The 22,956-nt window shown below is 57.4% G+C and carries 23 protein-coding genes; 4 read left to right on the forward strand and 19 right to left on the reverse strand.

The window, feature by feature from the left end:
* Positions 1-13 precede the first annotated feature (13 nt).
* The 10 genes from ABC336_RS00395 to metH form a co-directional block, all read right to left on the reverse strand.
* Positions 14-1,033 (reverse strand): SAM-dependent methyltransferase, encoded by a 1,020-nt coding sequence (locus tag ABC336_RS00395; protein WP_413236768.1) that lies wholly within the window; start codon positions 1,031-1,033, stop codon positions 14-16.
* On the reverse strand, positions 1,030-1,812 hold the full coding sequence (locus ABC336_RS00400; RefSeq protein ID WP_413236769.1) for an ABC transporter ATP-binding protein: 783 nt from the start codon (positions 1,810-1,812) through the stop codon (positions 1,030-1,032). The genes ABC336_RS00395 and ABC336_RS00400 overlap by 4 nt, the downstream gene beginning before the upstream one ends.
* Positions 1,813-2,100: 288 nt before the next feature.
* Positions 2,101-2,445: a cyclic-phosphate processing receiver domain-containing protein gene (locus ABC336_RS00405; protein ID WP_413236770.1), complete on the reverse strand. Its 345-nt coding sequence runs from the start codon at positions 2,443-2,445 to the stop codon at positions 2,101-2,103.
* 35 nt (positions 2,446-2,480) lie between these two features.
* Complete coding sequence (locus tag ABC336_RS00410; protein WP_413236771.1) at positions 2,481-3,314, reverse strand: deoxyribonuclease IV; 834 nt, start codon at positions 3,312-3,314, stop codon at positions 2,481-2,483.
* A 3-nt stretch (positions 3,315-3,317) separates the two neighbouring features.
* Positions 3,318-4,133 (reverse strand): Fpg/Nei family DNA glycosylase, encoded by an 816-nt coding sequence (locus ABC336_RS00415; RefSeq protein ID WP_413236772.1) that lies wholly within the window; start codon positions 4,131-4,133, stop codon positions 3,318-3,320.
* A gap of 37 nt (positions 4,134-4,170) precedes the next feature.
* The gene (locus ABC336_RS00420) at positions 4,171-4,989 is read right to left on the reverse strand and encodes an HAD-IIA family hydrolase (protein ID WP_413236773.1); all 819 of its coding nucleotides are present in this window, start codon (positions 4,987-4,989) and stop codon (positions 4,171-4,173) included.
* Positions 4,986-6,098 (reverse strand): Gfo/Idh/MocA family protein, encoded by a 1,113-nt coding sequence (locus tag ABC336_RS00425; protein WP_413236774.1) that lies wholly within the window; start codon positions 6,096-6,098, stop codon positions 4,986-4,988. Before ABC336_RS00425 ends, ABC336_RS00420 begins: the two co-directional genes overlap by 4 nt.
* Positions 6,095-7,510, reverse strand: a complete 1,416-nt coding sequence (locus tag ABC336_RS00430; protein ID WP_413236775.1) for a ribonuclease H-like domain-containing protein — start codon at positions 7,508-7,510, stop codon at positions 6,095-6,097. Before ABC336_RS00430 ends, ABC336_RS00425 begins: the two co-directional genes overlap by 4 nt.
* A complete protein-coding gene (locus tag ABC336_RS00435) occupies positions 7,507-9,795 on the reverse strand; it encodes a DEAD/DEAH box helicase (protein ID WP_413236776.1) in 2,289 nt (762 codons plus the stop codon). Before ABC336_RS00435 ends, ABC336_RS00430 begins: the two co-directional genes overlap by 4 nt.
* A 478-nt stretch (positions 9,796-10,273) precedes the next feature.
* The gene (metH, locus tag ABC336_RS00440) at positions 10,274-13,714 is read right to left on the reverse strand and encodes a methionine synthase (RefSeq protein WP_413236777.1); all 3,441 of its coding nucleotides are present in this window, start codon (positions 13,712-13,714) and stop codon (positions 10,274-10,276) included.
* 150 nt (positions 13,715-13,864) lie between these two features.
* Here metH and ABC336_RS00445 point away from each other — a divergent pair, with 150 nt between their 5' ends.
* The gene (locus tag ABC336_RS00445) at positions 13,865-14,407 is read left to right on the forward strand and encodes a 1,2-dihydroxy-3-keto-5-methylthiopentene dioxygenase (RefSeq protein WP_413236778.1); all 543 of its coding nucleotides are present in this window, start codon (positions 13,865-13,867) and stop codon (positions 14,405-14,407) included.
* A 326-nt stretch (positions 14,408-14,733) separates the two neighbouring features.
* Here the strand turns inward: ABC336_RS00445 and ABC336_RS00450 are convergent, their stop codons facing one another.
* The 6 genes from ABC336_RS00450 to ABC336_RS00475 form a co-directional block, all read right to left on the reverse strand.
* Complete coding sequence (locus ABC336_RS00450) at positions 14,734-15,129, reverse strand: hypothetical protein (RefSeq protein ID WP_413236779.1); 396 nt, start codon at positions 15,127-15,129, stop codon at positions 14,734-14,736.
* A 227-nt stretch (positions 15,130-15,356) separates the two neighbouring features.
* Positions 15,357-16,163, reverse strand: coding sequence for an HAD family hydrolase (locus tag ABC336_RS00455; protein WP_413236780.1), 807 nt, complete (start codon positions 16,161-16,163; stop codon positions 15,357-15,359).
* Positions 16,164-16,201: 38 nt separating this feature from the next.
* Positions 16,202-16,726: a hypothetical protein gene (locus ABC336_RS00460; RefSeq protein WP_413236781.1), complete on the reverse strand. Its 525-nt coding sequence runs from the start codon at positions 16,724-16,726 to the stop codon at positions 16,202-16,204.
* Between the two features lie 80 nt (positions 16,727-16,806).
* Positions 16,807-17,793, reverse strand: a complete 987-nt coding sequence (locus ABC336_RS00465; protein ID WP_413236782.1) for an aldo/keto reductase — start codon at positions 17,791-17,793, stop codon at positions 16,807-16,809.
* A gap of 42 nt (positions 17,794-17,835) precedes the next feature.
* On the reverse strand, positions 17,836-18,051 hold the full coding sequence (locus ABC336_RS00470) for a DUF896 domain-containing protein (RefSeq protein ID WP_413236783.1): 216 nt from the start codon (positions 18,049-18,051) through the stop codon (positions 17,836-17,838).
* 187 nt (positions 18,052-18,238) lie between these two features.
* Positions 18,239-18,613: a LysM peptidoglycan-binding domain-containing protein gene (locus ABC336_RS00475; protein ID WP_413236784.1), complete on the reverse strand. Its 375-nt coding sequence runs from the start codon at positions 18,611-18,613 to the stop codon at positions 18,239-18,241.
* A gap of 250 nt (positions 18,614-18,863) precedes the next feature.
* Between ABC336_RS00475 and lexA the strand changes: the two genes are divergently transcribed.
* Positions 18,864-19,484 carry a transcriptional repressor LexA gene (lexA, locus tag ABC336_RS00480; RefSeq protein ID WP_413236785.1) on the forward strand — a complete coding sequence of 207 codons (621 nt, stop codon included), beginning with the start codon at positions 18,864-18,866 and terminating at the stop codon, positions 19,482-19,484.
* Between the two features lie 160 nt (positions 19,485-19,644).
* Here lexA and ABC336_RS00485 read toward each other — a convergent pair whose 3' ends face one another.
* Both ABC336_RS00485 and ABC336_RS00490 read right to left on the reverse strand, forming a co-directional pair.
* Entirely contained in the window at positions 19,645-20,082 is a 438-nt protein-coding gene (locus ABC336_RS00485) for a hypothetical protein (RefSeq protein WP_413236786.1), read from the reverse strand.
* A gap of 1 nt (position 20,083) precedes the next feature.
* Positions 20,084-20,344: a hypothetical protein gene (locus ABC336_RS00490; RefSeq protein WP_413236787.1), complete on the reverse strand. Its 261-nt coding sequence runs from the start codon at positions 20,342-20,344 to the stop codon at positions 20,084-20,086.
* Between the two features lie 559 nt (positions 20,345-20,903).
* On the opposite strand from ABC336_RS00490, the gene ABC336_RS00495 reads away from it, so the two are divergent.
* Positions 20,904-21,053, forward strand: a complete 150-nt coding sequence (locus ABC336_RS00495; RefSeq protein ID WP_413236788.1) for a lmo0937 family membrane protein — start codon at positions 20,904-20,906, stop codon at positions 21,051-21,053.
* Between the two features lie 187 nt (positions 21,054-21,240).
* A complete protein-coding gene (locus ABC336_RS00500) occupies positions 21,241-21,540 on the forward strand; it encodes an alpha-helical endospore appendage domain-containing protein (RefSeq protein ID WP_413236789.1) in 300 nt (99 codons plus the stop codon).
* A gap of 67 nt (positions 21,541-21,607) precedes the next feature.
* On the opposite strand, the gene glnA is transcribed toward ABC336_RS00500, so the two are convergent.
* Entirely contained in the window at positions 21,608-22,936 is a 1,329-nt protein-coding gene (glnA, locus tag ABC336_RS00505; protein WP_413236790.1) for a type I glutamate--ammonia ligase, read from the reverse strand.
* Positions 22,937-22,956: the final 20 nt, after the last annotated feature.

Here is a 22,956-nt window from a genome sequence, read left to right on the forward strand (position 1 = left end):
TGCTTTCCCGTCGTTAAAGTTTGTACTTCAAGTATAACGTAATTTCATCACGATTGTGAAATAATTGTTTGGCCTTGCGGACATGAAAGGCGGTCTGCAGCCGCTCCATGACCTCACGAATCGTCTGCAACGGCTTCCGGTGCATCAGCTTGACGGTGATGATCGCTGCCGCTCCCGGGACAAGCGCCTCTTGCTGGTCCAGCACCAGCCGGCACATCTGCATCGGACTCCAGCTCATATCGCATACGAGCAGCTCAAAGCTGCGCGGAGGCAGCTTGGCTTCGGAGGCGTTCTTCTTGAGATAGGTCAGACGCGGATAGGCCTGCAGCGAAGGATGAAGATCAGCCGGATCGATCGCTGTCACCGCAAGCCCGCGCTCCAGCAGCAGCGATGTCCAGCCGCCGGGTGCGGCGCCGATATCGACCGCTGTCCGGTAGTCTGCATACGACAACCCAAAGGCGCGCTCCGCCTCCAATAATTTGAACTTGGCTCGGGAGATCTGTCCCTCTTCCTTCTGGAACCGGACAGCGCCTCCCGGCCAGTCGGACAACAGCTCGGTCGGCGTCCCCCAGCCGATCAGGAGCCGGTCCGCCGCAGCGTACAGCGAGAGGATGATATCCGGCTCCTGCAGCGACGGCTCGCTGTCCAGCTCCAGCAGGACAGCATCGACGAGCGCCTTGGTATCGGCGGCTGAATAAGGGAAGGGCGTCCCGCTTGCTCGCCTCACATGGACGGCCGTCCGTTTGCCCTCGAACAGGGGCTCGGCGAGCCGGACGATATGGCTGAGCTCATCCAGATCGTCTGCATTGCCGCTCAGCGGCAGCTCGCGGTCGACAGGCTGGACATGCCTCAGAAAGATCGGTTCGGAAGCAAGCAGCGCCTCCTGGACCTCTTCGCGCGAACCCGGGATCTCCATCAGGAACACTTCTCCAGCCGCCAGCTGAGTGAACCGGACCTGAGGGAACAGACGGCGCAGCTCCTCCATCGCGTAAGCAGCAAAACCGCGATTGGCCGTGCCGATCCACCGGCTCACAGCTGCGACCTCTGCTCGGCGACACGGATCCACGGCCTGCCGTGGGCCCAATCCACTTCGATTGGCAGATCATACGCCGCGCTCAGCACTTCATCTGTCAGCACCTCGGCCTTTGGGCCGCTCGCAGCCACCTTGCCGTCGTGGATCAGCGCGACATGGGTGAATAGCGGCGTGATCTCCTCGATATGGTGGGTTACATAGATCGCCATCAGCTTGTCCCCGCTCAGGCGGTTCAGCTCTGTGAGAAACTTCTCGCGCTCGTACAGATCCAGACCGGCACATGGCTCGTCCAGTACGAGCAGCTCCGGCTTGCCCATGAGGGCGCGTGCCAGCAGCACCTTCTTGCGCTCGCCTTGCGAGATCGTACCGAGCGGCTGATAAGCGAGCCGGCCGACCCCCATCGACTCCAGCAGATCAAGCGACTGACGTTTGATCTGCTCGGGGATGGTCTGGTAGAACCGCAGGAACGCAAAGGCGCCGGTAGCGACGACCTCCCAGACGGTGTCGGCCAGCGTCAGCTTCTCGATCAGCGATTGACTGATATAGCCGATCCGCTTGCGCACCTCTCGCACATCGCATTGCCCGTACCGGTTGCCCAGCACGTCCACCGTACCGCTGGTTGGGAACATATAACCGGTCATCATCTCCAGCAGCGTCGTTTTGCCTGAGCCGTTCTTGCCCAGGATGACCCAGTGTTCCCCGGACTTCATCTCCAGGCTCACGCCGCTCAGGATGGTCCTTTCTTCACGCTGCAGTGTTAGTTGCTGTAGTCGTATCATTACGCTCTCTCCCGGTCTATTTCGTAGTAGAGGATGTTCAAAAAGTCCGCTTTTGATCACGATGCTGTTTCTGTGAGAAGTGAACTCGACATCGAATCTTGAATGCAGTCCTAACTTCCGGTGCTCACGTAGTCTCCACTACGCTCCGCTCCTCATTTCCTCCTGCCTTCAACCTTCTCGGTGCTGAAAACCGAACTTTTTGAACTTGAATTTATTAGGAGGATGTTCAAAAAGTCCGCTTTTGATCACGATGCTGTTTCTGTGAGAAGTGAACTCGACATCGCCCGATCAGCTCCGCGAACGCTCGGCGATCGAGGCCAGCACCTCATCCGGCATCGAACGGTTATGAATCCGGACATGGCTCGGCGCATGCTGTGCCAGCAGATGGTGCATCCGGTCCCGACCCGAGGGGGAGGACGTATGCAGATAGATTTCCTGAGGATAGCGTCCACTCTCCACCAGATGCGCGACAACCTCAAGTCCTGTCGGCTGCCCCCAGCCAAGGTCGTAGTCCAGCGACAAGACGTCGATATCGTGCCCGTCGATGAGCGCGATACAGGATGCGGCATCCGGCGCAGCTACGAACCCCTCCGGCGTCTGGCGGTAATCATCCAAATAGACATGTATCATCATGTATCCCCACTTTCTGTGCGAGGTTGTTGAAACATCTACTGCAGCCAGCTCCGCACCAGATCCAACTGCTTGCGGTGGGTGCCGTCTGCATCCTTGGGCGTCTCCAGGACGAGCGGCAGTGTGCGCAATCCCTCAGAGGTGACCAGTCTGCGCAGCGCATCCCGTCCGATATGACCTTCTCCCGGCTTGGCGTGACGATCCTTATAGGAACCGCTGGGATAGAGCGAATCATTGAGATGGACCGCTGCCAGCTCTGCCAGTACGCCGCTCTCCTGCGCCCGCTGCAGCCAGCTAACCTCATTCTGCCCGTCCCATTCACCGCTGGCATAAAGATGGCAGGTATCAAGGCAGTAACCGATGCGCTCGGGATAGCGGGCCAGCCTGCGAACCTGGGAGAGCTCCTCTACCGTCATCCCCATCCTCGCATGTTCTCCGGACTGATTCTCGATGAGCAGCCTTGCCTCTCCGCTCCAGCCCTCCAGGGTGCGGTCCAGCGCAGTAATAATGTTGCGGTAACCTTGAAGCGGATCATCGCCTTTGTAAATGCCGAAGTGGACGACGACGCCCAGAGAGCCGCAGGCCTCTGCGATCTCCAGATCGTTACGCAATGATGTCGCAACCCGCCGGGCCTGATCCGGGTCGCTTGCTGCCAGATTGGCCGGATAGGAAGAATGAGCGATGGACAACATCCCATGCTCCCGGCAGTACCGGGCGCACCGCTGGCCATCGGCCGCGTCGAACGATTTGACGGCCAGGCTGCGCGGGTTTTTGGGGAAGTATTGAAACGCTCTCGCCCCCTGTTTGTCCGCAGACCTCGCCGCTTCATAATATCCTTTGCCGATGCTGACATGACACCCCGGGTAGATCATCTGCTATCCCTCCTGCTGGCAGTTGGAACAGTAGAACACCTTGCGCGAATTGATCTCTTCGCGGACGATCTCGCTGCCGCAGCGCAGGCACGGCTCGCCGCCGCGGTCGTAGACCTGGCAGTGGTCGTTGTAGCCGCCTGTGAGCAGGTCATCCGCCGTGAACGGCTCTTCCATATAGCCGCCTAGCGATGTCGCCTGCTGCAGCTTGGCATGCATGCTGGCGTACAGACGGCTCCACGACTCATCGGAGAGCGCGGGGATCCGTGTCCCCGGCCGCACGCCGGCGGCAAAAGCGATCTCGTCAGCATAACAGTTGCCGATGCCGGCGATCACTTTCTGGTCGACAAGCGCGCTCTTGAGCACGCCGCGCTTGCCTTTGAAGAGCTCGCGGAAGCGCGCCTCGGTCAGCCGACTATCGAATGGCTCGGGCCCCAGATCCTTGAGACGCTCATCGAGCTCCTTAACCGATAGCAGATGCAGGTACCCCAGCCTCAGACCGATGAAGTACAGGTTGCCCTGCGGGAAAGTCAGCGTAATCTGAACGGTACGGTCCGGCTTCTCTTCTTCGCTGCCGTAGAACATCCAGCCGCCCAGCATGAGATGCAGCAGCAGCCGTTTACCGTTGTCCAAGTGGAAGATCAGATGCTTGCCCCTGCGTTCGATGAACCATACGGATCTGCCGATCAGCTCCGCCTTGAATTGATCGACCGGCATATTGACCGACTTCTCGCGCGTCACCTCCACATCCTGCAGCCGAGCTCCGGCGATTCGTTCTCCGAGCAAGGTGCGGTATCGTTCCATTTCCGGCCATTCCGGCATTGTTCATCTTCCTTCCTGTCCTCGTCGTTAGCTTCTCTTATGTCCCGAGCCTGGACGAAATATACGTCTGCAGCTCGTGAAGGTTGTCAAATATGAGGTCGGGCCGGACACCCGCCCGGGCGACATATGACTCCAGGTTGTCCCGGGTCGTAATCCCCGTCAGGACCAGTGCTGTCGGACAGCCAGCTACAGCGCCAGCCGCAATGTCCGTCAGCATATTGTCGCCAATCATCCACGTCTGCTCGGCCGTCAGACCCATCCGGTCCAGCGCATACTGGACGAGGATCCGGGAAGGCTTGCCGATGACGACCGGCTCTACACCGCCGGCGGCTTGCAGCAGCGCGGAGATCGAACCAGACCCCGGGATGACGCCGTCTTCCATGGGCAGCAGCAGATCCGGATTGGTCAGCACATAGCGGGCACCTGCGTGGATCATCCGGACAGCGCCAGTCAGCCGCTCATAGCTGAGCTCGCGGTCGAGACCTTGCAGTACGACATCGGCACCGGTAGCGACGATGCGCAGACCGGCTTCGGCTACAGCTTCATGCAGACCGCTCTCGCCGATGATGAACACCGAGGCCCCCGGAAGTTCGGCCGTTATATACGATGCGGCCGCCTGCGCCGAGGTGCACACCTGCTCGGGTGCGGCCGGGATGCCCATCTCCTGCAGTCGCGCAGCTACGGTATCGGGCCGGGCAGTCGAATTATTGGTGACGAACAGATGTGGGAGTCCAGAGGCGACCAGCGAAGCGATCCATTCATCCGCACCGTCGATCCTTCTGCCTCCATGGTAGAGGGTGCCGTCGAGATCGATCAGCAGCCCTGACGGCCGTACCGGCTCCTGTGGACCTGTCATTGCTCAGCCTCTCCGTCAGCGGCTTGGCCGCTGTTGCGGAGCACACGGTCGATCCAGTACTCGACATGACCGCCATCGGCCAGCCTTGGAGCCAGACCCGGATAGCGGTCCTCTCCGGCATAACGTTGTATGTAATGGTGCAAAGCAGCAAAATGAGTATCCACTGCAATCCCCATTGTTGCCTTATCGCCCGGCAGCAGGTCCAATGTAGCGGGGACAGGCAGGACGGGAGTGGAACCTCTGACCAGGTGTACGGTCGGCGACTGATCGCGCTCCAGATCGGCGGTGATGCTGCCGTGGGTGCCGACGATCCGGATCTCGAACGCCTCTGAGCCCAGGGCGATCCGGGACACTTCGACTGTACCGCTGATACCCGATTCGGTCGAGTAGTTCATCATGGCCCAGTCATCGACCTCGGAAGGCACTCGGGTCTCCGATCCGGCGGACTCGGGCCGGGTCCGCACATGGGCGCGGGCATGGCCGCTGATCTCCTTGTAGTCTCCGAACCAGTGACGGATCATATCCAGGGCATGCACAGCCAGATCGCTGGTCGCGCCGCCGCCGGACAAGCCGCCCTGCAGGCGCCAGCTCATCGGCCGCTGCGGGTCAAGGTAGCCGGACCTGCGGTAAGAAATACTGCATTGCAGAATATCGCCTACAATACCCTCTGCCAGGATGGCCCGGATGCGCATGACGGCAGGATGATATCGGAACGTAAACGCCAGCTGCTCCTGCAGTCCGGGGTGACGCTTGGTCTCTGCCAGCAGCTGTGCCGTGCGCTCATAGCTGTCGGTGACCGGTTTCTCACAGTAGATGGCCTTGCCGTGGTCCAGCGCAGCCGTCACATCTTCGAAGTGGCGGCTGTTGGGCGTACAAATATCCAGCACATGGACCTGTTCGTCGGCCGCGGCTTCGGCGGCCGAATCTGTCACGCGCCGGAAGCCGATCGCTTCGGCCTGCGCCCGGTATCGCTCAGGCTGGCGGGTCACCAGCGTGTCCAGTACCGGCAGCAGCGGCAGCGGCTTGATAATCGGCATCGCCCGCAGCGCCGTCATATGGGTCTTTGCAATATTGCCGAAGCCGGTAAAAGCAAAATGTATGGATGTCATCGTTTTTTGTTCCTTTCCACTTTGGTGAGCAGCCGCTCGACGCGTTTGCGGATCACTTCCCGATCCTGCTGCTTCGGCCCTTTGCGGGCGTCACCGCGCGAGCCCGACATGGCAAAAGCAAGCTTCGCATAGTGGAGCGCCTGCGGCAGGTCCTTGGTCTTGTGCTCGTGGTACATGGCCAGCTCGATATGCGCTTCCGTGACGTGGCTGGAAGCCTCTTCTGCGGCCTGTGCGGCCTTCTGCCACAATACCACAGCCCGGCCCCAATTTCCAATCTTCTTGTCCCTTGCCGCCAGCGGCAGACACCATGCTCCGGGACGGTGTCCTTGGTCCATCAACCGCTCATAGATCGACTCGGCATCTTCCGTCCTGCCCATCCGCTCCAGCCACAGTCCGGTACGCAGCAGCTCTTCCGGCTGCTCAGGATACGGCAGCTCGGATCCGAGTCCGCCGCCGAGCAGCCGGCCGTAGCGAATCGCCAGTGCGGCCAGCGAGAGCATGTCGATCTCGTTATGCCGGAACACGGCCTCCAGCGGCTGCGGCTGCCCGTCAGCCAGATATTGATAGTAGAGTGCCGGAGCCATCGAGCCCGGCACATCATCCTCGCGGCGGATGCCCAGCCTGGCCTCTTCGACCCGGCTTAGCTTGCAGGAGTCCAACGTATGCCGCCAGATGCTGCGCGACGGGTGCAGGAAGTCCAGGTGCAGCGGGACGGGCAGCTCGTCGCGGTGGCCGTGCATCACATAACGTCCGGTAAGCGCCGGCCAGTCGAACGTCTTGCCGTTGTAAGTTGCCAGATAGCGCCTGCTCTCCAGCCAGCCGTGCAAGTATCCGAGCATCGCACGCTCCTCGGCGGGATGGCGGATGAACAGCTGCTCGATGACGAACCGCTCCTTCTCCGCGTAGCCGATCCCGACCATGAACGGGATCGTGCCTGTACCTGCCCCCAGGCCGGTCGTCTCCAGATCCAGGAACAGGATTTCGTCCGCCGATGGCGATGGCAGGCTGGGGTGAAAAGCGACCAGCTCCGACACCACATCGTGCAACTCAGACAGCTGCTGGTCGCCGTGCCGGTGCTGCAGCGGATAGACCAGACGCCGCCGCAGGAAACTCTCGCCTTCATAGGCGAGCGCCTCGACGCCAAGCTCTGCCCAACCGGGTTCGAGTCCCGCGGCCTCGTCGCTTGCTACCAGCCCCCCAGCATCCTTACGCTCCGACTCGGAACGGCCATCAGGCTCCGGTGTATCCACGAGCAACATTCTCCGGTCAGCAGGATTGCCTGTCTCATTCAATGCTTCAGATCTTGCCGCGCTTGTCACGTCAATAGCTTCTTTGAGTTCCTGCGAAGGATCCGCCTGTCTCGGGGCAGCCGCTCCGAGCAGCCGGTTCATCCGCTCACGCAGTCCGCTCATCGCCCGCCACCTGCCTCGCCCAGCAGCTCCAGCGCCTGCTTCTTGCCGAGCAGCCCGACTTCCTCGATCGGCCCGACACAGGCCGGACAGCCGCTGAGACAGGTGCAATTGACGATCAGCTCGCGCGCTTGCTCCATCAGCTCCTCATGAACCTCGTAGAGACGCTCACTGAGCCCGATCCCGCCGGGATACCGGTCATAGAAGAAGATAGTAGGCAGCTTGGAGTGTACGGCTTTGACCTGCGGGACGACCCGGATATCGAGCGGATCGCACATCAGATAGAGTGGTGCGATATGGACGAGCACATTAGCCAGCCCCAGCAGCGCGGATTGCATCTCATCGGTCGTCTTGCGCGCAGCCGCCTCCTCATTGAAGGCAAACCAGTACGAGCTTGTGTGCAGCTCTTCCTCCGGCAGATGGATCGGTCCTGAACCGATGTTCTCATGCGTGCGCAGACGGATCTTCTTGAAGATCGTCGCCTTGGCATTGACGGTCACATCGCCGTACTGGCGCAGCAGCTCGCCGAATTTCGCTTCCTTGTCAACATGCAGCACCTTGAGCTCGACGGCCATATTGGCATCGGTGAAATAATCGACGTCGACCTCGCGCACGTACGCTTTCTTCTCGGGGTAATCGAGCTTCTCGACCTGATATTGCACGCCCTCGTGCAGATAAATCGCTTCTTCGTGAACCAACGTCGGAGCGCTGAACCGGTCGACCTCGCCTAGCACACGATGCTCTGGCAGCGTCATATCGATGATGACGACGTTCTCCTGAGCCGCCGAACGCAGCGAGATGCCGTGCGCCGGGAAAGATTGCTCCATCCAGTACCAGCGGTTCCCGGAACGGGTCAACACCTGGGACTCGGTTAGATACTCCAGCATGTCGCGCAGCGACTCGCCGCCGAACGTATCGCCTTCCTCGAAGGGGAGCTCATACGCAGCGCACTTGATATGATCGATCAGGATCAGCAGGTTGTCGGGATGGATCAGCGCGCGCTCAGGGGGACGGTTGAAGAAAAAGTCCGGATGCTGAATGATGTACTGGTCAAGCGGATTGCTGCTGGCCACCATGAAAGTGACGGAGCTGCCCTGACGCCTTCCGGCCCGTCCCGACTGCTGCCAGGTGCTGGCGATCGTCCCAGGGTAGCCGTTAAGCACACAGGCCTGAAGCTGGCCGATGTCGATGCCCAGCTCCAGCGCATTAGTACTGACGACGCCGCGGATCTCTCCGCTCCGCAGGCCGCGCTCGATCTCACGGCGCAGCTTCGGCAGATAGCCGCCTCGGTAGCCGCGGATCGTCTTGTTGCCGAACTCGCGGCGCACCAGCTCCTGCAGGTAGGTCAGCAGGATCTCGACACGCACGCGGCTGCGGGCGAACACGATCGTCTGCACGCCCTGCTTCAGCAGCAGGGCGGCCAGCCGCTGCGTCTCCAGCACGCTGCTGCGGCGGATGCCGAGCTGCTTGTTGACCACCGGCGGATTATAGAAGACGAAGTGCTTCTCGCCGGTCGGCGCGCCGTTGTTGTCGACCAGAGTGACCTGCTCGCCGATCAGACGCTCGGCATGCTCGCCGGGATTGTCAATGGTCGCCGACGCACAGATGAACTGCGGCGTCGACCCGTAGAAACGGCAGATCCGTTTCAGGCGGCGGATGACGTTGGCAACGTGGCTGCCGAATACGCCTCTGTAGGCGTGCAACTCGTCAATGACGATATAGCGGACATTCTCGAACAGCTTGACCCACTTCGTATGATGGGGCAGAATCGCCGAGTGCAGCATATCCGGGTTGGTGACGACGATATGGCCGGCGTTCCGAATCGCAGTACGGACGGTAGGCGGCGTATCGCCGTCATACGTATGCGTCTTGATGTCGACTTCCATGCTATCCGCCAGCTCCTGCAGCTCGGCCACCTGATCCTGAGCCAGCGCCTTGGTGGGGAACAAGTACAGCGCCCGGCCGCTATCGCGCTCAAGCAGCGACTGCAGCACCGGCAGGTTATAGCACATCGTCTTGCCGGAAGCCGTCGGCGTCACAGCAACGACATGCGAGCCTGCGCGAACGGCGGCATACGCTTCGCTCTGGTGCGTGTACAGCTGGCCGATCCCGCGGTCCCGCAGCGCTGCGGCGAGCCGCGGATCCAGATCGGAAGGCAGCGGCGCCGTCTTCGCCTCGCGCGGCGGAATCGTGTGCCAGTGCGTGACATTGTCCATGATCTCCCGCTGGGTACGCACATGGAGAAGCCAGTCCTCCAGACTGGATGCTTTGCCTGTCCATCGGTTCATCTCATGCTCTCCCCCTGTCTGTTCTTGCCTACTATGTATTGTACAGAATGCATGTTCGCTCTGCAATCCCGTTCTTGTCGAACTGCCACGAAAGGACGCAATTCCGTGGTCGAAGCCCCCTCCCCCGCGTCCGAACTTGTCGACTCCTGCGCTTTCCCGGAAAATAACCGCTATTGCCCGTCACTATTACCTGAGCGAAGATCGGCATTGCCCGGGAAACAAAGCGCGGTGCGGACGCCCGCGCGACAACAAGACCCCGCCAGGCTTCCAGCTCCCGGCGGGGTCTGCCGGCCAAGACCGGACTCCGTGCACTGCACGGAGGGGCATGACGGCTGAATGCATATGTTTCACCTTTAGATCAGCTTAGAATGGGGCCACGCTGCAAGTGGATGACTTCTCTTGCAGTGTCAACGCCATTCTTCGGAATGAAACTCGCTACGCCACTAAAGGAAAGCGATAGCCGTTCCAGCTTGTCTGGTTATACTTTTTCAACGTTGAAGTATTGCGCCTCCGGATGGGCAAATACCATCGCCGAGACTGACGCCTCCGGCTCCATCATGAAGCCTTCGGTCAGCTCGACGCCGATATCCTCCGGCTTCATCAGCTCGAACAGCGGCTGCTGGTCCTCCAGATCCGGACAAGCCGGATAACCGAACGATACGCGGATCCCCTGATAACGGGCGCCAAGACGTTGCTTCATCGTCATATCCGGTGGATCCGGATAGCCCCACACATCCCGCATCATATGATGGACCCGTTCGGCCAGCCCCTCTGCAACCTCCAGCGCGACAGCCTGCAGCGCATGCGAGCGCAGATAATCGCCGTTGTCCTTGAGCACCGTCGCCCGCTCGCGCACCCCTTGTCCGGCTGTGACGACCAGGAAACCGACATAGTCCATGACGCCGCTCTCCACCGACTTCAGGAAGTCGGCAAGACACAGATGCGGCTCCACTTGCTGACGCGGGAAGGTGAAACGCTTGATCTCCTTCGTGTGATCCGCCGGGTCGTAGATGATGATGTCGTTGCCCGACCCTTGAGCCGGGAAGAAACGGTACATGGCATTGGCCAGCAGCGTGCCTTCGGTGGCCGCTTCCTTGAGCAGCTCATCGACCGTTTCTTTGAGCTGGAGCACTTTTTGATCGCCTTTGGCGATCAACTGCTCGACATTGCCCTTGACGCCAAGGTGATGGCCGAGCAGCATTTGCAAGTTGACGTAAGGAATGATCTGATTAATCGGAACCTCGCGAAGCACATGCCGCTCCAGATCAGGCGGCGTGAACACCGGCGCGTCCTGGGAGATCTTCGAGCGGACGGCGCGCGTCAGCTTCGGCAGCTCTTTTTTCTCCTCCACCTCGACCCCGCCGGAAGCCTTGAAGGCGGCTAGCTCCTCTTCCATCACGCGGCGGAGATCCGGATTCATCAGCTTGTTGGCGATGTCCAGCCCGTCCATGGCGTCCTTGGCATAGAGCACCAGACCGTCATACTCCGGCCCGATCCGGTTCTTGGTGAACTTGCGGGTCAGTGCTGCACCGCCGACCAGGATCGGCGCGCTGATACCCGAGTTGCGCATATCCTGCGCCGTGATGACCATCTGCTGCGCGGACTTGACCAACAGGCCGGAGAGGCCGATTGCATCGGCTGGCTCATTGCGGTATGCCTCGATCAGCTGCTCTGGCGGGACCTTGATGCCGAGATTGATAATCTTGTATCCGTTGTTGGAGAGGATGATCTCGACGAGGTTTTTGCCGATGTCATGGACATCGCCTTTGACTGTCGCCAGGATGATCTTGCCCTTGACGGACGTTTCGTTCTTCTCCATGTACGGCTCGAGGAACGCGACCGAAGCCTTCATGACTTCAGCGCTTTGCAGCACTTCAGCAACGATCAATTCATTGTTGTTGAACAGACGTCCGACCTCTTCCATCCCTCTCATCAAAGGTCCGTTGATGATCTCCAGCGGCGAGTATTTCGTCAGCGCCTCCGTCAGATCGGGCAGCAGCCCTTCCTTGGTTCCCTCGACGACATACGAACCGAGACGCTCTTCCAGCGTCAGCGTGGAGATCTTCTCCTTTTTATCGACCTTCTTCTCACGGAAGAAAGCTACGAAAGAAGCCAGCGTCTCATCGTTGGTGTTGAAGATAAGCTCCTCAGCCAGGCGCTTCTCTTCATCGGAGATCGATGCGTAGCGCTCCAGCTTCTCCGTGTTGACGATCGCGTAGTCGAGTCCCGCTTTGGTACAGTGATACAGATACACGGAATTCAGCACCTCGCGGCCGGCGTCAGGCAGACCGAAGGAGATGTTGCTGAGACCGAGGATCGTCATACACTTCGGATATTTCTCCTTGATCATCCGGATCCCTTCGATCGTCTCGACGGCAGAGCCGATGTACTGCGGATCCCCGGATCCGACCGGGAACATGTTGGGGTCGAAGATTATGTCTTCTTCGGCCATACCGTACTTGTGCACAAGCAGATTATAGGCCCGCTCCGCCACTTCCATCTTGGCTTCGCGCGAGACGGCCTGCCCCCGCTCGTCGATCAGGATGCATACGACTGCCGCCCCGTACTTGTGAATGAGCGGCAAGATCGCCTCGAACTTGGACTCTCCATCTTCGAGGTTAATGGAGTTAATAATCGCCTTGCCCTGCGAATACTTCAGACCGAGCTCGATAATATGGTCGTACGTCGAGTCGATCACGAGCGGCACCTTGACCTTCTTCACCACTTCCTGGAGGAAGGTCTCCATCGCATAGGCCTCATCCACATCGGTGTCCTGCAGGTTGATGTCGATGACATGCGCGCCGTTCTTCACCTGCGCTCTGGCAACCTCGGAAGCTTCCTCGAACTTGCCTTCCTTGATCAGCCGTTTGAACTTGCGGGAGCCCGAGATGTTGGTCCGCTCGCCGACCATGATCGGCCGGTTGTCCGCCTCGATGAAGACCGTCTCGATCCCGGATACTGCCGGCGGATGATCGCCCGCCACCTCACGCGGCGCGTAAGCAGACAGTGTCTCGTTCATCGCACGGATATGAGCGGGCGTCGTACCACAGCAGCCGCCCGCGATATTGAGCCAGCCCTGCTCCGCGAAGCCAGCCAGCTTGCGTGCCAGCGATTCCGGCGATTCATGATACTGTCCGTTCTCATCCGGCAGACCGGCATTGGGATAGCAACTGACCGCGGTGCGCGCGATGCCGGACAGCGTACGGATATGGTCGCGCATGAACTCCGGACCTGTCGCGCAGTTCAAGCCGATCGACACCGGCTGCAGATGCTCCAGGGAGATATAGAACGCTTCGATGTTCTGTCCCGCCAGTGTCGTACCCATCGGCTCGATCGTCCCGGAGATCATGATCGGCAGCTCTCTGCCGAGAGTCTCGAAGGCCTTGCGGATCCCGATGCTGCCGGCTTTCACGTTGAGCGTGTCTTGGGAAGTCTCCAGCAGGATCGCGTCGACACCGCCTTCGATGAGGGCAAGCGTCTGTTCGTAATAGCTGTCCACCAACTGGTCGAACGTCACGCCGCCTGTCACGGACAGTGTCTTGGTCGTCGGTCCAAGAGCTCCGGCGACATAGCGGGGACGATCCGGCGTCGAATATTTATCTGCGGCCGCCTTGGCTAGCGCCGCCGCCGCCAGATTGATCTCTCTCGCTTTCTCGGGGATATCATATTCCATCAGGACGACGCTGGTCGCACCGAATGTATTGGTCTCCAAAATATCGGCTCCCGCTTCCAGATAAGCCTCGTGGATATCTTGAATCAGCTCAGGCCGAGTAAGGACGAGCATCTCGTTGCAGCCGTCAAGTTCCTCGCCACCGAAGTCGTCGGCCTGCAGATCCGCTTGCTGGATCATTGTGCCCATTGCGCCGTCGAGGATGAGGATGCGCTCTTTCATTAAGTCTTGCAAGTTTGGTTTTGTCATCAGTCAGTTAGCTCCATTCGCCAAATCAGTTAAGCAATAGTCTACCAGAATCGACACGGCATGAAAAGGCTAATCCGGTCGACAGCTGCGCCTATTTGGTCTATAATAAGAGCATTCGATTTTAATTTCGATTGGAAAAGAGGGATTACAATGGCTGAAATCGTAATTCGCAATACCCAGGAACGCATCAAAGGTGAAGATCAGGTCCGTGAGTTCCTGACCAGCCAGGAAGTCTTGTACGAGCATTGGGATGCAGGCAAGCTGCCGGCCGAACTGAAAGATAAATTTGTACTGAGCGATGAAGAAAAGAGCCAGATTCTCTCCACTTTTGACGCCGAGATCAAAGATCTGGCTGCCCGTCGCGGATATCTGACATGGGATATCGTCGCCCTCTCTGACGCGACGCCCGACTTGGACGCGCTGCTGAAGAAATTCGAGCAAGTCCATACGCACACGGAAGATGAAGTGCGCGCCATCACTGCCGGCCGCGGCATCTTCATCATCAAAGGCACAGATGATGTCGGCTACTTCGATGTCGAGCTCGAAGCCGGCGATGTCATCTCCGTACCCGAGCACAAGCCGCACTTCTTCACGCTGATGGACAACCGTCAGATCGTCGCGGTCCGCCTGTTCATCGAGACCGAGGGCTGGATTGCCCATCCTTTCGATGATCCATCGTTCCAGAAGGCCTAATAATATTACACTTCCTGAAGGAGTTGTCTCCCTGTCATCTCGATGACGGTGGGACGCTCCTTTTTAATGGCGATAACTTTTGGGGCTTGCGCTTCGCCAAGCTGCTTCGTAGCTGGCGTTAGAGCTAATAAATAGCATTACACCTCATCAAATGCCCCCTTAATCGCCTCCAGTGCTAATTTTTAGCATTATAGCAGCCGATATGAGCCCGGGACGTGCATTAGTTAACTTCCCCTCTTACCTGCAAGTAAGATATAGAGAGTCCTAGTAAACCCTGGCCAGTTATGGATTAATCCAACTGCGATCCGCATACGATCTAAAACACTTCAAAGGCTTACGCTCAATGATAGCTGATAAAGTGCAGCCCGGGGAGCCGCAGCAACCCTTTCTGCCGCTATTGCGACGAGACCGCCGGCATGGGCAGCTGCAACGACCCTTTCCGCCGCTATTGCCACGAAACCGCCGGCGTGTGCAGCTGCAACGACCCTTTCCGCCGCTATTGCTTCGAAATCACCGGCGTGTGCAGCTGCAACGACCCTTTCCGCCGCTATTGCTTCGAAATCACCGGCGTGTGCAGCTGCAACGACCCTTTCCGCCGCTATTGCTACGAAATCACCGGCGTGTGCAACTGCAACGACCCTTTCCGCCGCTATTGCTACGAAATTGCCGGCGTGTGCAACTGCAACGACCCTTTCCGCCGCTATTGCTACGAAACCGCCCACGTGAGTAGCTGCAACGACCCTTTGCTGCCGCTATTGCCACGAAATTGCCGGCGTGAGTAGCTGCAACGACCCTTTGCTGCCGCTATTGCCACGAAATTGCCGGCGTGAGTAGCTGCACTCTGTTAGCAATTCGACGTTGGAGGCCTCCACGGATCCCCACACGAAAAGACGACGCCCCAATCTTGCAGATCAGACGCATCGCCTCGCTGTTCGTATATCCAGTTAACTTACGCTTTCCCTTCAACTGCCGGCTCCAGCAGCTCCAGCAGCTCCTGCAAGTTTTTGATCTCGTGATCCGGCACGATATCGTCCGTGCGCTGCATGCCATGCCGATTGACCCAGACGCTCGTCATGCCGATGCTGTTGGCGCCTTTGATATCGGTGGTCAGCTTGTCCCCGACCATGATGCCCGCTTCGGGATCGATTCCCAGCTGCTCGAGCGCATGCAGGAAGATGGCGCCTGCCGGCTTGCCTTGCCCGAACTCGCCCGAGATGATGATGTGATCGAAGTACGGAGCGATCCTCGGCACGCCTGCCAGCTTCTCGCGCTGCAGGTCTGGCGAACCGTTGGTCAGCAGCAGCAGCTGATAACGCCCCTGCAAGGCATCCAGCACTTCGAATGTCTCATCATAGATGTAAGGACGCTTGCGGCGCTCAGCAGGGAACCGCTCCGCCAGCTCGGCTCCCAGTTCAGCATCGTCGACGCCAAGCGCCAGCAGACCTGCAGTCCATGCCGCTTTGCGGTAGCCCGGAGCCAGCTGCTCCAGCTGACGGAACTCGGCCTGTTCTCCCTCGCGAAAGTCGGCCCACAGTCCCTCGAACGGATTGATGCCGATCATGGAGGTGAAAGCATAGGTCTCGTAAGACTCATAGAGACTGCGAGCCTCGCGCCGCACTGCTGCCTCCAGCTCCTCTGCATTGACACCCGTGCGCTCTGCAGCAGCTTGGCAGGTGGCTTCAAAAGCTTCCTTGACGCTCCGGTCGTCCCAGAGCAGTGTATCATCGAGATCAAATAATACAGCCTTTTTATTCATTGGTCGTCTGTGGTCCCCTTTTCCTTCTGTTAGCTTACCTAACCGTTCTCCACCAGGTCTATCTGATTGTCCTTGGCAAACTCTCGCAGCCGCTCGGCCATTTCCGGAATCGGATATCGGTTGAGCGCCCGCGAGAACATCCAGTTCGCTCCCTTTGTCTGCTCGATGATGATGTGGCCGGAGAAAATCTGGATGCGCTTGATTCCGTCAGCCATGATGCGTTTGTCTCCAGTCATCTTGCGCGTCTGCACATAGTTATGCGCGACCGCCAGATACGGACGCCGGAAGAAAAACAGCATCGCCAGGATGATATAACAGACGATCGTTACCCAGAACAGACCGGATACGGCTTCCCCTTCAGCAGAAGCGCTGGCAGGCAGCGTACCCAGGTAGGTATAGAACGATATGAACAGCAGAATCGCAATCGGCAAAATGTAGTTGCGCCCGCGGAACCGGTCAATGCGGCTCTCTTTGGGTACGTAGCTGCCAGCGCCACGCTTTTTGTTGTACTTGGTTACGGCAGATGTGTTCTTGCGAACCTGCCTCTCCCATGATCGGGACATTCCTGTTCCTCCTCAGCATAATTGCGCCATGATCCCGGCCGCCGCACGGGTGATCATCGCTTGTACCTATCTTGTGGCGGTTAGATCGGGCGGCGGAATTTGGCGATAAAGCGGTTCGGATACTCCGAAGGCAGCCTGCTCACCTCATCCAGCTTGTCCCAGACCGCCCCCGGCATCGTCCAGCCGACGGCGCCCATATTGTCCTCGAACTGCTCCAACGTACTGGCGCCAAAGATCGGTGAGGTGATGCCCTCGCGCTGCAGCAGCCAGTTGAGCGACACCTGCGCAGGGGTGCGGCCCAGTTCATCTGCCGCTTGACGAACCTGGTCCAGGATCGCAAAGTTCTTCTCCGTAGCACGCAGATCCCACGAGCTCTCCCCGGTCTTAGCGGTCAACCGTCCGGAGTCCGGTCTCTCGCGGGTGTAGCGTCCTGTCAGGAAGCCGCCGCCGACCGGTGCCCATGGGATGATCCCGATACGCTCCTCCAGACAGAGCGAGATCATCTCTCGATCCATCTCGCGGCTTACGAGACTGTACTGCGGCTGGATCGACACGAACCGGACATAACGGTTGATATCGCTGACAGCCAGCGACTTCATCAGCTGCCAGGCAAAAAAGTTGGAGCAGCCGATGTACCGCACCTTCCCCGAAGTGACGAGATCATCGAGCGTCCGAAGCGTCTCTTCGATCGGTGTCGCGTGGTCCCAGACATGGACCTGATACAGATCGATATAATCCGTATTCAACCGCTTCAGGCTCGCTTCTACCCCGTCCATAATGTGTTTGCGAGATAGACCGGCGCCATTGATGTCTTCGCTTGTCTTCATCCTGACCTTGGTGGCCAGGACGACCTCAGACCGCCGGCCGCGGATCGCCTTGCCGACGACCTCTTCCGAACGCCCGTCCACATAGACGTTGGCCGTGTCCAAAAAATTGCCGCCCTTTTCCATAAAGCTGTGGATCATCTGGATGGAATCCGCTTCCGATGTCGTGTTGCCGAAGGTCATCGTGCCCAGGCACAGCTCCGAGACCGCCAGACCGCTTCTTCCCAGTAGCCGAAAGTTCATCCTGTTAACCACTCTCCTTATGTAAGACTGAGGGCTAAGCCCTCAGTGCCGCAGCTTTCCGGGCCCGTTCTGCTGGTCGTGGTCATCACCGTCGACGATCTCGATCGCATCGAGCTGGTTGCGGAAATTGCGTTTGAAAACTTCCAGGTACTGCTGTCTCAATCTCGCTCGCTCAGCTGTCTCTTCTTCCGTTAATCCGCCCTGCTTATTTTTGCGGGACAGTTCATTGATGCGTGCGATCAATTGTTCCATTTCCATACGTCAATTGCCTCCTACGTGGTGCCGCGTTTCATTCCCACTCTCTACTTTGACATTAGGCAGGACAAATTGTCAAGACAACAGCGGCCTATGCCAAAGAAGCCGAGCGTCATCGATTCTCCAAGGAGGAGAGGACAACACTCGGCGCAGGTTGATATCTATAAAATCTAAGCCCCGAAGGCAAAGCTCAAAACGGAAGGATCAGGCTCTGCCCAGCAACCAACGAGGAGCCCTGCAGGGCATTGCGCGACTGGAGGAGATAGACTGCTTCTCTTACATCCATCCCTGCCGGCTTGTGCGTGGTAGCGATCTTCCAGAGCGTATCGCCGGTAGTTACAATGACAATTTCTTCATGCTCCAGCGGCTGGAGCTCTACAGGAAATGCATATGAATCAGCCAGCAGTACCCCGGACATCAACAACCCGATAATGAGAATAACGGCAGCGGCTTTCGGCAAAAAAAACACGCTCGATTGGCGAAGAGGCGCTTGGCGAATCTGCTTATGCTCCTTGCCGTTATCAGATGTATGTATGCTGCGGTACGTAGTCGTTTGCATCATCATTCCCCATCACTCCAAACGTTTGTTCTGATACGAGAATATCACGAACACTTGTTTGCAGTCAAGCTTTTTAAGAACATTTGTTCCTTTACCTCTATATGCGTTGTTTTGGTTGAGGACTCGGCCAATTCCAAAATGTTCAATAGCACTCCCCGTCGTCTGCGAACAGATGTTTTTCGGAACTTATGTTTGTACGAACTCCGGTTCTATGTTATAATTTTACTCATCAAACCGAACAGATGGAGTGATTTCTGTGTCCAAGATTTCGAACCGCCAGCAATCCATACTTGAATTCATCAAGACAGAAGTCAAGGAAAAAGGGTATCCGCCATCCGTCCGAGAGATTGGAGAGGCGGTTGGTCTCGCCTCCAGTTCGACCGTACACGGTCATCTGGACCGTCTGGAGAAGAAAGGCCTGATCCGCCGCGACCCTACCAAGCCCCGCGCGATCGAGATTCTCGATCAGGAACAGGGAGAGATCCAGTTCCCCCTCTCCATCTCTAAGGTGCCGGTCGTCGGCAAGGTTACGGCCGGGATTCCGATCACCGCCACGGAGAACATCGAGGAGTATTTCCCGCTCCCTACCCACTTCGTGGGAGACAATCAGGTGTTCATGCTTAATGTCGTCGGCGAGAGCATGATCGAGGCCGGCATCCACGATGGTGATTATGTCATCGTCCGCCAACAGCAGACTGCCAATAACGGGGAGATCGTCGTCGCGATGACCGAGGATGACGAAGCAACCGTGAAGACGTTCTACAAGGAGAAGGACCACATCCGCCTGCAGCCCGAGAACGCTACGATGTCGCCGCTCCTCCTGAAGCGCGTCACGATCCTCGGCCGCGTCATCGGCGTCTTCCGGGACATCACCTAACTGCTCGTCCACATAGAGAAGAGCCTGCGGCTGCGCCGAGGCTCCACGCTCGTACATATGGCACTCCACCCTGGGCAATGAACCGTGCGGTGGAGTTTTTTCTTGAAATAAAACTTCTCATCTACTTAGCTTTTATTTCTCCGGAATGAAACTTGCTGAATCAAGCTCGTTCAGAACGCATTCCCTGTACCGGGTACCGACGGGTCAGATCACGTTCCAGCACCTGGATCACCAAGCCAATCGCGCCGAAGACGACCAATCCGGTCTCTACCCGGATCCCATACTCATTAATATTATATTCGCCATACGAACCAGTCAGCCAGTATCCGACCCCCATCATCAGCACGGTTGGAACAGCGAGCTTGAGCAAGGCGCTCGACCGGAACATTCGATCCAGCAATGTAGTCACAGGGAATAACGTCGCATAATAAAATGGGATCGCTAACACCCCGCCCAGAAATGCCAGGTATACTGCCATATCCGTATGCATCGAAATCGTGATCTTCCCGCCTTCCACTTTATCGATCAGATAGATCCCGGCAGCGACAAGCAGCCCAAATAACAACGATAACCACAGATGTCGTGTTGCACGGTTCATTTTATTCACCTGCCTTTGCGCCAGTTTCTGTTGTCAGCCGCTCCACCTTGCTAAAGTAACCATTGCCGGAGCCAATGTACAATGTATCTTGATCTGTCACGTGAATGATCGCATGACGCATCCATGGAGCAGCGCTTTCGAAGATACCCGCGGCCAACACATCGCCCATACGATATAATGCCTTGCCGTCTGCGGGATCGATAACGTAGAAGTTCTGGCTATGTTCAGCCAGCAGATGTCCATCCAGGCTCCAGACGAGCAATCATTGTTCACTCACCTCACCTGCTGCCAGCCCTTCCAGATCGGCCTCTATCCAGGCTTCTGCCCGTTGTAGGCTTCATCTGCATTTGGCATTTCATAACGCCAGACCTCTGCATCGCTTCATTCACATCCCGTATCCATGGCATGTAAACTTGTATATGAGGGTTCTCCCAATGCCCAGCGTACGATATTCAGACGCGGGATGAACAATCGCTCCCACGGCCCCCAGAAGCTTACCTGTAGGCGTACTGACTGTCGCCGATACCGATCCTTCTTGTATTGTTGAAGACTCTCCGGGCAGCTGATTAACCTCCTGCTGGTAGCTTGACAGAACAAGTGTGCATGCGGCAGAACCGGCCATCAGGATCACTTTCTGCCAGTTCCCCATCGGCAGCCCTCCTTTCCAAGGGTTATCTATTAAGGCTCACTAACAGAATAAACGGCTTTCTCCGCCAACTAGTTGCATATTATTGACAGCGCTCGGTTTGGCTGCTGGATGATTAGGAATCTGTCATCGCGTTTAAATGAAAATATCAAGAAGAGAGAAAGGAAGTGTTACTATGTTATGGGCAATTTTCGTGCTCCTGCTGATTTTCTGGGGCGTGGGCTTTGCAATTGATCTGATGGGCGGTCTCATTCACATCTTGCTTGTCTTTGCCCTCATCGCACTCATCTTCAATCTCGTACGCGGTAGAAGGGGCGGCGTCTGACGGCAGGCATAACCTAGCGCAACAAGACGTGGCATACAACCTCTAAAACGCCTGTCGGCTTATAAGCCGGCAGGCGTTTTAGGGCTTACTTCATTGTCGCGATTGTTCATCGTCAGACACGTATGTGAGACATGTTGTTACGCATACAATGAATAATCTAATCCTAACATTTCAAGGAGGCGGGAACATGTCGCAATCCAATATTCCAAACATTACACCTGTCATTTCGATTACTCGAGATAATGCAATAAACTTGCTTTTATCGTCCATCGCATTGGAAGAGCTCGGGCTCAGTCATATTATTAATGCCGAAGGTGAAAAGCTGCAATATGTGTTGGGTACGCTGCCAGGATTGACGGGACCGCCTGCTACGATCAGTGATATCCTGACCATTAATGCGAGCGTAAGGGACACCATCCGGGAATTAACGAAAAAAGAATGGCTGCTGCTGAACAAACTGGACAGTGTTATTTCCCTTGAGGAATAGAGCACCATCGCGCAAAAAAACACCCTTTCCAACCGTCGGTGGTCAGAAAGGGTGGTGTGGATAGGGATTAATACAGAGTCAGATACTGATCTCTTTCCCACTGATGCACTTGCGTTCTATACATATCCCACTCGATTTCTTTGAGCTCGTAGAAGTGAGCCAGCGCATGATCGCCGAGCGCATCGCAGATGACTTCATTGCGGAGCAGCTCATTGAGACCTTCCTTGAGGTTGGCCGGCAGGCTCGGGATACCCTCGTCCAGACGCTCTTCCTCTGTCATGACGTAGATGTTGCGGTCGGTCGGCGCAGGCAGCGGAGTCTTGTTCTTGATACCGTCCAGACCGGCCATCAGCATGACTGCCAGAGCCAAGTAAGGATTGGCTGCTGGATCCGGGTTGCGCACTTCGACGCGAGTGCTGAGACCACGGGAAGCCGGGATCCGGATCATCGGACTGCGGTTGCTCGCAGACCAAGCGACATAGACCGGTGCTTCGTAGCCTGGAACAAGACGCTTGTACGAATTGACCGTAGGATTGGTGATGACCGCATAGGCGCGGGCGTGCTTCAGCAGACCTGCCATGTAATGACGTGCAGTCGAACTGAGGCCAAGCTTGTCGCTCTCGTCATAGAAAGCATTGGTCTTGCCCTGGAACAGCGACTGGTGACAGTGCATGCCTGAGCCATTGACACCGAACAGCGGCTTCGGCATGAAGGAAGCATGCAGACCATGCTGACGAGCAATGGTTTTGACGACCAGCTTGAATGTCTGGATCTGGTCAGCCGCTTTGATCGCATTGGCATACTTGAAGTCGATCTCATGCTGGCCCGGGGCCACCTCGTGGTGAGAAGCTTCGATCTCAAAGCCCATCTCCTCGAGCGTCAGCACGATCTCGCGGCGGCAGTTCTCGCCAAGATCGGTAGGCGCCAGGTCAAAGTACCCGCCCTGGTCGTTGAGCTCCATCGTCGCTTCGCCCTTCTCATCTGTCTTGAACAGGAAGAACTCCGGCTCGGGACCGACGTTCATTGCGGTGAAGCCCATTTCTTCGGCTTCCTTCAGACAGCGCTTGAGGATACCGCGCGGGTCGCCTGCAAACGGGGTGCCATCCGGCATATAGATGTCGCAGATCAGACGAGCGACACGGTTCTCGGTAATCCACGGGAAGACCATCCAGGTTTTCAGATCCGGATACAGATACATATCGGACTCTTCGATACGGACATAACCCTCGATGGACGAACCATCGAACATCATTTTGTTATCCAACGCCTTTTCGAGCTGACTCACAGGAATCTCTACATTCTTGATCGTGCCGAGCAGGTCGGTAAATTGCAAACGGATAAATCGTACGTTTTGCTCTTGTGCGCTGCGTAAGATGTCTTCTTTCGTGAAACTCACAGAATCCTCTCCTTTAGCTG

The organism is Paenibacillus jepli (assembly GCF_047238105.1).
Lineage (GTDB): Bacteria > Bacillota > Bacilli > Paenibacillales > Paenibacillaceae > Paenibacillus_D.

Coding starts and splice junctions, on each gene's coding strand:
- ABC336_RS00400 (WP_413236769.1), bottom strand. CDS start 1,812: ATGATACGACTACAGCAACTAACACTGCAGCGTGAAGAAAGGACCATC.
- ABC336_RS00405 (WP_413236770.1), bottom strand. CDS start 2,445: ATGATGATACATGTCTATTTGGATGATTACCGCCAGACGCCGGAGGGG.
- ABC336_RS00410 (WP_413236771.1), bottom strand. CDS start 3,314: ATGATCTACCCGGGGTGTCATGTCAGCATCGGCAAAGGATATTATGAA.
- ABC336_RS00415 (WP_413236772.1), bottom strand. CDS start 4,133: ATGCCGGAATGGCCGGAAATGGAACGATACCGCACCTTGCTCGGAGAA.
- ABC336_RS00420 (WP_413236773.1), bottom strand. CDS start 4,989: ATGACAGGTCCACAGGAGCCGGTACGGCCGTCAGGGCTGCTGATCGAT.
- ABC336_RS00425 (WP_413236774.1), bottom strand. CDS start 6,098: ATGACATCCATACATTTTGCTTTTACCGGCTTCGGCAATATTGCAAAG.
- ABC336_RS00430 (WP_413236775.1), bottom strand. CDS start 7,510: ATGAGCGGACTGCGTGAGCGGATGAACCGGCTGCTCGGAGCGGCTGCC.
- ABC336_RS00435 (WP_413236776.1), bottom strand. CDS start 9,795: ATGAACCGATGGACAGGCAAAGCATCCAGTCTGGAGGACTGGCTTCTC.
- metH (WP_413236777.1), bottom strand. CDS start 13,714: ATGACAAAACCAAACTTGCAAGACTTAATGAAAGAGCGCATCCTCATC.
- ABC336_RS00445 (WP_413236778.1), top strand. CDS start 13,865: ATGGCTGAAATCGTAATTCGCAATACCCAGGAACGCATCAAAGGTGAA.
- ABC336_RS00455 (WP_413236780.1), bottom strand. CDS start 16,163: ATGAATAAAAAGGCTGTATTATTTGATCTCGATGATACACTGCTCTGG.
- ABC336_RS00460 (WP_413236781.1), bottom strand. CDS start 16,726: ATGTCCCGATCATGGGAGAGGCAGGTTCGCAAGAACACATCTGCCGTA.
- ABC336_RS00465 (WP_413236782.1), bottom strand. CDS start 17,793: ATGAACTTTCGGCTACTGGGAAGAAGCGGTCTGGCGGTCTCGGAGCTG.
- ABC336_RS00470 (WP_413236783.1), bottom strand. CDS start 18,051: ATGGAAATGGAACAATTGATCGCACGCATCAATGAACTGTCCCGCAAA.
- ABC336_RS00475 (WP_413236784.1), bottom strand. CDS start 18,613: ATGATGATGCAAACGACTACGTACCGCAGCATACATACATCTGATAAC.
- ABC336_RS00485 (WP_413236786.1), bottom strand. CDS start 20,082: ATGAACCGTGCAACACGACATCTGTGGTTATCGTTGTTATTTGGGCTG.
- ABC336_RS00495 (WP_413236788.1), top strand. CDS start 20,904: ATGTTATGGGCAATTTTCGTGCTCCTGCTGATTTTCTGGGGCGTGGGC.
- ABC336_RS00500 (WP_413236789.1), top strand. CDS start 21,241: ATGTCGCAATCCAATATTCCAAACATTACACCTGTCATTTCGATTACT.